At 28.8% G+C, this 6,096-nt stretch carries 7 protein-coding genes and 1 rRNA gene; 3 read left to right on the top strand and 5 right to left on the bottom strand.

Translation table 11 applies throughout. The features are described from left to right. A partial coding sequence (locus tag ABY863_RS12290) for an SDR family NAD(P)-dependent oxidoreductase (protein ID WP_372795259.1) occupies nucleotides 1–553 on the top strand: 553 nt, incomplete at its 5' end. Nucleotides 554–662: 109 nt separating this feature from the next. On the opposite strand, the gene ABY863_RS12285 is transcribed toward ABY863_RS12290, so the two are convergent. Together ABY863_RS12285 and ABY863_RS12280 are read right to left on the bottom strand one after the other, a co-directional pair. Continuing rightward, entirely contained in the window at nucleotides 663–1,235 is a 573-nt protein-coding gene (locus tag ABY863_RS12285; RefSeq protein WP_372795257.1) for a hypothetical protein, read from the bottom strand. Nucleotides 1,236–1,310: 75 nt separating this feature from the next. Beyond that, entirely contained in the window at nucleotides 1,311–2,837 is a 1,527-nt protein-coding gene (locus ABY863_RS12280) for a helicase HerA-like domain-containing protein (protein ID WP_372795255.1), read from the bottom strand. Between the two features lie 105 nt (nucleotides 2,838–2,942). Here ABY863_RS12280 and ABY863_RS12275 point away from each other — a divergent pair, with 105 nt between their 5' ends. Then, nucleotides 2,943–3,575, top strand: a complete 633-nt coding sequence (locus ABY863_RS12275) for a 7-carboxy-7-deazaguanine synthase QueE (RefSeq protein ID WP_372795253.1) — start codon at nucleotides 2,943–2,945, stop codon at nucleotides 3,573–3,575. A 19-nt stretch (nucleotides 3,576–3,594) separates the two neighbouring features. After that, nucleotides 3,595–4,119, top strand: coding sequence for an N-acetyltransferase family protein (locus ABY863_RS12270; protein WP_372795251.1), 525 nt, complete (start codon nucleotides 3,595–3,597; stop codon nucleotides 4,117–4,119). Between the two features lie 42 nt (nucleotides 4,120–4,161). Here the strand turns inward: ABY863_RS12270 and cmk are convergent, their stop codons facing one another. The 3 genes from cmk to rrf form a co-directional block, all read right to left on the bottom strand. After that, complete coding sequence (cmk, locus tag ABY863_RS12265; protein ID WP_372795249.1) at nucleotides 4,162–4,857, bottom strand: (d)CMP kinase; 696 nt, start codon at nucleotides 4,855–4,857, stop codon at nucleotides 4,162–4,164. A 5-nt stretch (nucleotides 4,858–4,862) separates the two neighbouring features. Further along, complete coding sequence (gene porQ / locus ABY863_RS12260) at nucleotides 4,863–5,873, bottom strand: type IX secretion system protein PorQ (RefSeq protein WP_372795247.1); 1,011 nt, start codon at nucleotides 5,871–5,873, stop codon at nucleotides 4,863–4,865. A gap of 124 nt (nucleotides 5,874–5,997) precedes the next feature. Beyond that, a 5S ribosomal RNA gene (gene rrf / locus ABY863_RS12255) occupies nucleotides 5,998–6,096 on the bottom strand; the annotation flags it as partial.

The raw sequence follows: 6,096 nt of genomic DNA, 5'->3' as shown, positions 1-6,096 counted from the left end.
GATAGAAATATTCTCGCATTTAGACAAGAATACAACTACCCATTTAACACTTATTAATAATGCTGGTGAATTAGGAACTGTGAATACTTTAGATGCTATCGCTCCCTTAAATATCAGTCATACTATTCAGGTTAATTTAATTGCTCCATTAGTGTTAAATTCACTTTTTATAAAACTCACAAAAGGTTGGGTATGTAAAAAACAAATTTTTAATATATCTTCTGGAGCTGCTGTAAAACCTTATGAAGGTTGGTCTATATATTGCGCATCTAAAGCTGGTGTTGATATGATGACAAAAGTAATTTCTAAAGAACAAAAAGAAATAAATAATGGTGTGAGTATTGTCTCAATATATCCAGGAGTTGTAGATACAGATATGCAAGTACAGGTTAGAACTACACCAAAAGAAAATTTTAAATCCGTTCAACGATTTATTGATTTTTATAACCACGGAGATTTACTTTCACCTAAAGAAGTTGCCAATAAAATTTACCATTTAGATGTTACAGGTGAATTAAAAAATGGGCAAATTTTAGATATAAGAAATCTATAAACCTGAGTTCTTATGTTTAACACAAAATACTTAAAAATAAATAGTTTCACTATCATAAAAACCTCTTTTAAATACTCTTTAAACTAGTATCCTTTTTGTTGGTTCCATTTTAGTTAAACCAAATAGTAAAGTATTTTATTTTTGCAATATCAGGAATTTGATCAATAGTTACTTCTTCTCTACTAAAGCTATTAAGACCTAAATCTTTTTTATCAATTGAAATAGTTGCATTTAATTCATCAATAAAAAGGGTTGCTGAAGTTAATGTAGTCTCCACTTTATTTACAATATAATGTTCATTAATATCTTTAAAAGTTGATTGTAGAGAAATGCCCTTATCTGTTTTATAATTTCTATCAAAAATTTGAATACTCTTTATTTTGGATAAAGAATCATTTTGGTTTGCGGGCGCAATTTCCAATAATTTATCACCTTTAGATGAAAAAATTTCATATTCATCATCATCTAAAGAATATAATCTATCCTCACTTTTTAAATTGTTCAGTACTAAATTAGAAACAATTGAATCTTTCTCAAAAATTGAGTTTAACTCCCTAATAGTTGTTTCTTTTGTTAAATAACCCACTTTCCCTTTTTCAATTAAATATTGATTTTCTCTAGCACATTGAATAAACAAAAATGAAACTAAAACTATAAAAATGATTCTTTTTAAAATTGACATAAACAACTTGTTTTTTTTAAATAACATAACTTTAAACGCAACAAATATACTATTATTGAATACGAACTAAAAAAATTATAACACTCGTTTTAAAATTCCTAGTATCCCTCTAATAAAGGTTGCGCTTGTTACCACTTTTAAAATAGGATTCATACGAGTACTTTCTCTTGCGCCACCCCTTTGAATTGTTGATTTTAAACGCTTTAACTCTTCTTTTTTCTTCTCTTCTACTGCTTCCTTTTCATTTATATTGTCTATTTTTTCAGATAGAATTTCGTAAGCACTTTCCCTATCAATAGTTTCATTATACTTATAATAAATGCGAGAGTTTTCAATAAGTTGCTTCAACTCCTTATCCGTTAATATATCCATTCTGCTCATTGGCGCACGCATCATTGTACAAGCCAAAGGCGTTGGTATCCCTTTTTCATTTAAAACAGATACAAAGGCCTCTCCTATTCCTAATTGAGTTAATACTTCATCAACATCATAATATTCTGAACTTGGGTAATTTTCAGCGGCTAATTTAATAGCTTTTCTATCTTTTGCTGTAAATGCACGCAAAGCATGTTGCACTTTTAAACCCAATTGCCCTAAAATATCTTCAGGAACATCATTTGGGTTTTGTGTTACAAAAAATAGTCCAATTCCTTTTGAACGAATTAATTTTACAATACTTTCTATTTGAGAAAGTAAAGCTTTTGAAGCTTCTTTAAAAATTAAATGTGCTTCATCAATAAAAATAACAAGTTCTGGTTTTTCACTATCACCCTGCTCTGGAAAAGTTGAATATATTTCTGCCAATAATTGCAACATAAATGTTGAAAAAAGTTTTGGCTTATCTTGTATATCTGTTAAACGCAAAATTGAAATAATTCCATTACCATTTTCATCAACTCGTACTAAATCTTGAACATCAAAAGATCGTTCTCCAAAAAATAAGTCCCCACCTTGTTGATCAATTTCTAGTATTTTTCTTAAAATAGCACCTGTACTTGCAGTTGAAATTAATCCATATTCACTCTGTATTTCCTCTTTTCCTTCGTCAGTAGCATATTGAAGTACTTTTTTAAAATCTTTTAAATCTAGCAATGGTAATTTATGATCATCACAATATTGAAAAATAATAGAAACTATTCCACTTTGAGCATCTGATAAATCTAATATTCTTGAAAGTAATACTGGTCCAAATTCAGAAACCGTAGCACGCAAACGTGTACCGTTTTGATTAGAAATAGTTAATATTTCAACGGGGAATTTTTTTGCTTCAAAAGGCAAACCAATAGCAGCATGTCGTTCATCAATTTTTACATGCCCCGAACTTGGCTGTGCCAAACCACTTAAATCACCTTTTATATCCATTAATAAAACTGGAATTCCTTTTTCAGATAAATTCTCAGCCATTACCTGTAACGACTTTGTTTTACCTGTACCTGTTGCTCCAGCAATCAGTCCATGTCTATTCAACGTTTTTAAAGGTACTTTTACAAAGGCCTCTTTTATGGTTTTACCTTCTAACATTGCAGAACCAAATGTTATAAAATCGCCTTTCGTTTTATATCCTTCAGTAATATGATTAAAAAAAACTTCTTCTTTATTCATTCTAAATATTTTTGATAAAAATAAGCTATAAAAATCAAATTAAAAATTTCAATAGAAATTAAGTTGAATTTAATTATTATTAGTACGATTGTCTATATTTGCAAAATGATTGATGAAACTACACAACAACTAATAAATAAAGGAGAAATGCTTCCTTTAATGGAAGAATTTTACACAATTCAAGGAGAAGGATATCACTCTGGAAAAGCTGCTTATTTTATTAGAATTGGTGGTTGTGATGTTGGTTGTCATTGGTGCGATGTGAAAGAAAGTTGGAATGCCGACTTACATCCTCCAACAAATACAGATGTTATAGTTGCTAATGTTCTAAAATATGCCAAAACGGTTGTTGTAACTGGTGGAGAACCTTCTATGTGGAATTTAGATTACATTACAAATTCACTACTCAAAAACAATATTAAAACACATATTGAAACTTCAGGAGCTTATAAATTGACTGGGAAATGGGACTGGATTTGTCTTTCGCCAAAAAAAACAAAATTACCATTAGATGCTATTTATCCAAAAGCAAATGAACTCAAAATAATTGTCGTTAACAGAAACGATTTTAAATTTGCAGAAGAACAAGCTACAAAGGTTGCTGAAAATTGTGAATTATTTTTACAACCTGAATGGAGCAAGCGTGAAGAAATGATTCCTTTAATTGTAGATTATGTTATGAAAAATCCTCAGTGGAAAATATCTTTACAAACACATAAGTACTTAAATATTCCTTAGTGAAGGAAAATTAATAAAAATGAACACTCTAAAAATAAGAGAAGCTAATATTGCAGATGCTCAGTTTATTGCTATATTAGGACGTGTTACATTTACAGAAACTTTTGACCATTATTTTAAAGATTCTAATGATTTATTAGAATATTACAATCGTACTTTTTCAGTTGAAAAAATTAAAAAAAGCATTGATAATAGTAACAATATTTTTTGGATTGCTTTTGTAAATGAATTACCTGTTGGGTATGCTAAATTAAAATTAAACTCCCCTTCTGAGTTTCTTAAATATAAAAACACATCCCAATTACAAAAAATATATGTTCTTAAAGATTTTCTGTCTATGAAAATTGGACTTGAGTTACAAACTAAATTAATTGAAAAAGCAAAAGTTAATGGAAGTGAGCTTATTTGGTTATCTGTACTTAAAAGTAATAATAGAGCTATACAATTTTATAAAAAAAATGGTTTTATAAATATTGGCTATCATAATTTCCAAATAGGTAAAGAAAAATTTGAGTTTAATGTGATGTCAAAAATTTTGAAATAAAAATTAAGATTTAACCTAAATGTTCAATTATCACATGGATATTTAACTTACTTCATTTATTTTATCTAAAGTAATTTTATAAATATTGTTAAATTGCTCCTCTAAAGTCATATCAGAATTATCAATTTCAATAGCATCATCAGCAATAATCAAAGGTGAATCTTCTCTCGTAGAATCTATATGATCTCTATATTGAACATTCTTAAATATTTCATCAAATGTAACTTTATCACCTCGTTTAATTAATTCCTCAAATCTACGTTGAGCTCTTTTTTCAGCAGAAGCATTGATAAACAATTTTAATTCTGCATTTGGAAATACTACAGTTCCAATATCTCTACCATCCATTACAACTCCTTTATGAATTCCCATCTGCTGCTGTTGCTCAACTAATTTTCTTCTAACTTCTGAAATTTCAGCCACTTTACTTACTAATTTTGAGACTTCTAAGCTTCTTATCTCATTTTCAACATTCATACCATTTAAATACATTTCAGCAAAACCTAGTGCTGAATTAAACTTGAATATTAAATTAATTTTAGGTAAATCTGAAATTAATTTATCAAAATTAAAGACGTTTTTTGAAATAAAACCTTGTTGCATTGCATATAAAGTTACCGCTCTATACATGGCACCAGAATCAACATATACATAGTGCAATTTATTTGCTAATTGCTTGGCAATGGTACTTTTACCAGTTGAAGAAAATCCGTCTATAGCTATTGTAATTTTTTTCAAATCTCTTAATTTAAATTTATTTGTAAACTAAATGTGCTAGCATTTGAAGCCGGATGATATTTTGAAAATGCATAATTAAATTTTAGCTTATTCATTTTTAATCCAAAACCAGCTGTAAAACCAGCAAATGTCCTTTTATCAATTAATTGTAATTCTTTTGCACGTCTAAAATTATAGCCTAGTCGTATATTAAAAGCACCTTTCGGAAATAACTCAGCACCCATAGATAAGTGTCGAATCGTATTATTGAGAAAAGAAATCTGCTCAGTAGTTACATTTCCATTAATATCGGTAGTTGAGTTAGAAGGGTTACTTTCTGAAATATTCCATTTCTGTAAATTATCAAAAGTAAAATGCAATGTAATTGGTACATTTTCTAATTTATAAGAAGCACCTAAATCTATTTCTAATGGCAATTCTTCTCTAGTCTCATCAAATACAGTAACTTGATATCCAATATTACGAACTACTAAAGTTAAAACGTATGGTTGATACTCATTATAATATAAAAGAGACAAATCTGCACCAATACCAAACGAAGAATAATTTTCAATAACAGAATTAATTAATTTAACATTGGCACCTACAAAAAAATCTGTTTTAAAAATATTATATGAATATCCTACTGAAAATGCTAAATCATATGCTTTAAAAGTTCCTGTTTCTATTCCATCTTCACCAGCTCCAATAAATTTCCCATAGTTTAAATAGGTTATCCCAGCGTGAAAGGTTCCTAACCTTGGATTAATCATATGAGCAAATGTTGCTGAAGTTAAATTAACATCCGCCAAATAATTTAGATAATTTACAGATAATTGATTATCAAAATCTAGATTTATGGTTGAAGGATTCCATAAAGGCTGGTTAACATCATCTAATAAAGTTAATGTTTTACCACCTAAAGCTGCTTGTTTTGCTGAGCCTGTTAAATTTAAAAAATTATAAATACTTTCACCTCCAACTTGTGAAAATGAACTGAATGAAACCAAAAACAGAAGTTGAATAATTTTTTTCATATCTTGAATTGCAAAATAAACCTAAATAACAATTAAAACCCAATGAAGCTCTGTTTATTTTGTGATCTTTATAACTTTATATCAAAAAAAAACCTTCAACGATTAAGTTGAAGGTTTTTCAAAAGAAAGGCGACGACATACTCTCCCACCATAATGGCAGTACCATCTGCGCTGATAGGCTTAACTTCTCTGTTCGGTATGGGAAGAGGTGAGCCCTATCGCT

The organism is Lutibacter sp., from assembly GCF_041562875.1.
Lineage (GTDB): Bacteria > Bacteroidota > Bacteroidia > Flavobacteriales > Flavobacteriaceae > Lutibacter.
This window is presented reverse-complemented; position numbering and strand designations above follow the sequence as displayed.

Bases quoted from the DNA above. Each gene is read 5' to 3' on its own strand.
- ABY863_RS12285 (WP_372795257.1), bottom strand. From the start codon at position 1,235: ATGTCAATTTTAAAAAGAATCATTTTTATAGTTTTAGTTTCATTTTTG.
- ABY863_RS12280 (WP_372795255.1), bottom strand. From the start codon at position 2,837: ATGAATAAAGAAGAAGTTTTTTTTAATCATATTACTGAAGGATATAAA.
- ABY863_RS12275 (WP_372795253.1), top strand. From the start codon at position 2,943: ATGATTGATGAAACTACACAACAACTAATAAATAAAGGAGAAATGCTT.
- ABY863_RS12270 (WP_372795251.1), top strand. From the start codon at position 3,595: ATGAACACTCTAAAAATAAGAGAAGCTAATATTGCAGATGCTCAGTTT.
- porQ (WP_372795247.1), bottom strand. From the start codon at position 5,873: ATGAAAAAAATTATTCAACTTCTGTTTTTGGTTTCATTCAGTTCATTT.